The sequence below is a fragment of the Streptomyces sp. NRRL WC-3549 genome, from assembly GCF_000721935.1.
Classification (GTDB): Bacteria; Actinomycetota; Actinomycetes; order Streptomycetales; family Streptomycetaceae; genus Streptomyces.
This window is the reverse complement of the sequence record NZ_KL585387.1, coordinates 6642-9943: the sequence shown is the minus strand read 5'-3', so window position 1 is coordinate 9943 and position 3302 is coordinate 6642. Positions and strand designations below refer to the sequence as shown.

Sequence of the window (3302 nt, the reverse complement as noted above, 5' to 3'; positions counted from 1 at the left end):
CTGTCTCTTATACACAGATGTGTATAAGAGACAGACGGTGGTTCCTGGACCAGCTGGACGCGTTGCGCGGTTAGGGCCTGTCCGCGAGGTGGTGCCCGAGGGCCGCCAGCAGGTCCGCCACCGCCTCCGGACCGGGCAGCACCAGGTCGGCCCTGTCGGCGAGTTCGGGTACCTCGCTGCCGCTGCACACCAGCAGACCGGCGACGCCCTGGGCCCGGAGCGCGTCGACGGCGGCGTACGCGGCGAGGTCGCCGAGGTCGTCACCGGCGTACAGCACGCTCTCGGCCCCCACCTCCCGCACGTACGCGGTGAGCGCGACGCCCTTGTCCATGCCCGGGGGGCGCAGCTCCAGGACGAGACGGCCGGGTTCGACGATCAGGCCGTGCCGTCCGGCGAGGTCGGCCAGTGGGCCGCGCAGGGACTCGAAGGCGGCCTGCGGGTCGGCGGCGCGCCGGGTGTGTACGGCGACGGCGTGGCCCTTGTCCTCGGTCCAGGCGCCCTCCGCGTCCCCGCCGGCCCGTGCCAGGACCGCGGGCAGCTCCGCGCGGACGCCCTCGACGCCGGGGGACGGGGCGGGGGCGTGGACGGTGTCCGTGGCCGCGTCCCAGCGCTCGGCGCCGTAGTGGCCGAGGACGACGAGGTGGTCCAGGCCCGGGGCCCCGGCGAAGCCGCCGAACCGGACGGCGACGTCCGCCGGGCGTCCGGTGATCACCGCGACGGAGGCGACCTGCGGGGCGAGCGCCGAGAGTGCCGGGACGGCCCGGGGATGGGCGCGTGACCGTTCCGGGTCCGGGACGATGTCGGCCAGCGTGCCGTCGAAGTCCAGGGCGACGACGGCGCGGCCGGGACGGGCGAGGAGGGCGGCGAGGCCGTCGCGGCCGGCCTGGGTGGAGGGCGTCGGGAGGGGGCTGAGGGGGTCCGGGGTGGCCATGGGGCGAGCGTATCGGGGCGGACGGGGGTGAGGCGGCCTGTCCGCTCCGGTGTGGCCCGGGACTCGCTCCGCACCCGCCGGACGGGCCGGACACCGGCCGCGACGAGGTTCAGCGGCGCTCGCGCCGTGCCTCGCGGACGCGGCGCAGGCGGTTGACCGTCACCGGGTCCTCCTCCAGCGCGCGGCGGTCGTCCAGGAGCGCGTTGAGGAGCTGGTAGTAGCGGACCGGGGACATCCCCAGCTGCTCGCGGATCGCGCGTTCCTTCGCGCCCGGGCCCGGCCAGGACCGCCGCTCCAGGGCCAGCACCGCGCGCTCCTGGTCGGAGAGCACGGATTCGGGGCCCGGGTCGGCGGCGGTCATATCGGCCAACTTACTCCGCGCCCTCCGCGTCCCGCGCCACGGAGGCGATGGCGCCGAGCACGCTCTCCGGGCTGCCGTTCGGCTCGACGGCGGAGCCGATCTTCTCCTTGACCGCCTCGCTGACCTGCGCCCAGGACGTCTTGCCGAAGGGGTAGAGCTGGGAGTTCGGCAGGGCCGACAGGAAGTCGTGCAGCTGCTCGTGCTTGCCGTCGGCCTCCATCTCGGCCGAGGCGCTGCCGGTCACCGGCAGCAGGTCGTAGGCGTCGGCGAAGGCCAGGACGTTCTCGTCCTGGTAGACGAAGTCGAGGAAGGTGCCTATCTCCTCGCGGTGGCCGTTCTGCTTGAAGCCCATCATCCAGTCGGCCACCCCCATCGAGCCCTCGGTCGGCCCGTCCGGCCCGGGCAGCGGGACCATGCCGACCTCGACGCCCTTCTTCTCGGCGTCCTGCATGAGCGTCGGGTGGCCGTTGAGCATGCCCACCTCGCCCTTGGTGAACGCCTCGAACGCCTTCTCCCGGTCCAGCTTGCCGGGGGCGACGGGCCCGGTGAGGCCCTTGCCGACGAGGTCGTCCTTGAGCCAGTTGAACGTCTCGATGTTGGCCGCGGAGTCGATGACGTACGTACCGACGTCGTCGGTGTAGCCGCCGTTGCCGCTGAGCATCCACATCAGGGTCTCGGCCTGGGACTCCTCCTGGCCGAGCGGCAGCGCGAAGGGGTAGGTGACGCCGCGCTTCTTGAGGGCCTCGGCGTCGTCGCCGATGTCGTCCCAGGTCTGCGGGGCGTCGAGGCCCGCCTTGTCGAACAGGGCCTTGTTGTAGAAGAGCAGCCGGGTGCTCGCCACGAACGGCAGGCCGTAGAGGGAGCCGCGGACCTTGCCCGCGTCGCTGAGCGAGGGCAGGAAGTTGGACTCGGTGCGGATCGCCAGCATCTCGTTGGAGGAGTAGAGCTCTCCGGCCTGCGCGTAGTCGGCGTACGCGCCGATCTGCGCGATGTCGGGGGCCTCGCCGGCCTTCACCATCTCGGCGACCTCACGGTCGACGTCCTTCCAGGAGTGGACGGCGACGTCGACCTGGATGCCCGGGTTGGCCTTCTCGAACCTGGCGGTGAGGTCGTCCCAGTACTTCTTCGAGCTGTTCCCGGCACCGGTGCCGTACTCCGCGGCGACCAGCTTCAGGGTGACGCCACCGGAACCGCCGTCCGTACCGCAGCCCGACAACGTTGCCGTCAGACCCAGTGCGACCGCCACCGCGGCCAAACCCACAAAGCGCCGCTGCACAGCCCGGCCCGTCCCTACGTTCGTTCCCACATGTTCACCGCGCTGGTCCACGCCGTCGCAGTATCGATTCGGCAATCTAGCAGGGCACCTCCGGACACGGTTTGTATGCGTACGCAACAAACTACGTTAGTGGACTAGACCTTTTGGGGGTCCACGGGCGAAACTGTCTCCCGTGAGACACGTCATCGCCCTCGATGTGGGCGGCACAGGAATGAAGGCCGCGCTGGTCGGGGAAGACGGCACCCTGCTCCACGAGGCACGCCGGGCCACCGGACGGAAGCGAGGCGCCGAGGCCGTCGTCGAGACCGTCCTCGGATTCGCGGAGGATCTGTACGCGTACGGCGAGGCCCACTTCGGCCGAGGAGCCGTCGCCGCCGGGGTCGCCGTGCCGGGCATCGTCGACGCCGAACACGGCATCGCCGTCTACGCCAGCAACCTGGGCTGGCGCGACGTCCCCCTGCGGGCCCTGATCACCGAGCGGCTCGGCGGCATACCCGTCGCACTCGGCCACGACGTCAGGACCGGCGGCCTCGCCGAGGGCCGGATCGGTGCGGGCAAGGGCACCGACCGCTTCCTTTTCGTCCCGCTGGGCACCGGGATCGCCGGAGCCATCGGCATCGCGGGGTCCATCGAGGCGGGCGCCCACGGCTGCGCGGGTGAGATCGGCCACGTCGTCGTGCGCCCCGACGGCCCCGACTGCGCCTGCGGCCAGCGCGGCTGCCTGGAGACGCTGG

General features: G+C 72.1%; 4 protein-coding genes. 1 reads left to right on the top strand and 3 read right to left on the bottom strand.

What is annotated here, in order from left to right:
* Positions 1–70: 70 nt before the first annotated feature.
* From otsB to IH13_RS0105275, 3 genes are all read right to left on the bottom strand, one after another.
* A complete protein-coding gene (otsB, locus tag IH13_RS0105285; protein WP_031081421.1) occupies positions 71–931 on the bottom strand; it encodes a trehalose-phosphatase in 861 nt (286 codons plus the stop codon).
* A 109-nt stretch (positions 932–1040) separates the two neighbouring features.
* The gene (locus IH13_RS0105280; protein WP_031081419.1) at positions 1041–1292 is read right to left on the bottom strand and encodes a DUF3263 domain-containing protein; all 252 of its coding nucleotides are present in this window, start codon (positions 1290–1292) and stop codon (positions 1041–1043) included.
* Between the two features lie 10 nt (positions 1293–1302).
* Positions 1303–2568, bottom strand: coding sequence for an ABC transporter substrate-binding protein (locus IH13_RS0105275; RefSeq protein ID WP_110084972.1), 1266 nt, complete (start codon positions 2566–2568; stop codon positions 1303–1305).
* Between the two features lie 211 nt (positions 2569–2779).
* Between IH13_RS0105275 and IH13_RS0105270 the strand changes: the two genes are divergently transcribed.
* On the top strand, positions 2780–3302 hold a 523-nt coding region (locus IH13_RS0105270), incomplete at its 3' end, for an ROK family protein (RefSeq protein ID WP_234433224.1).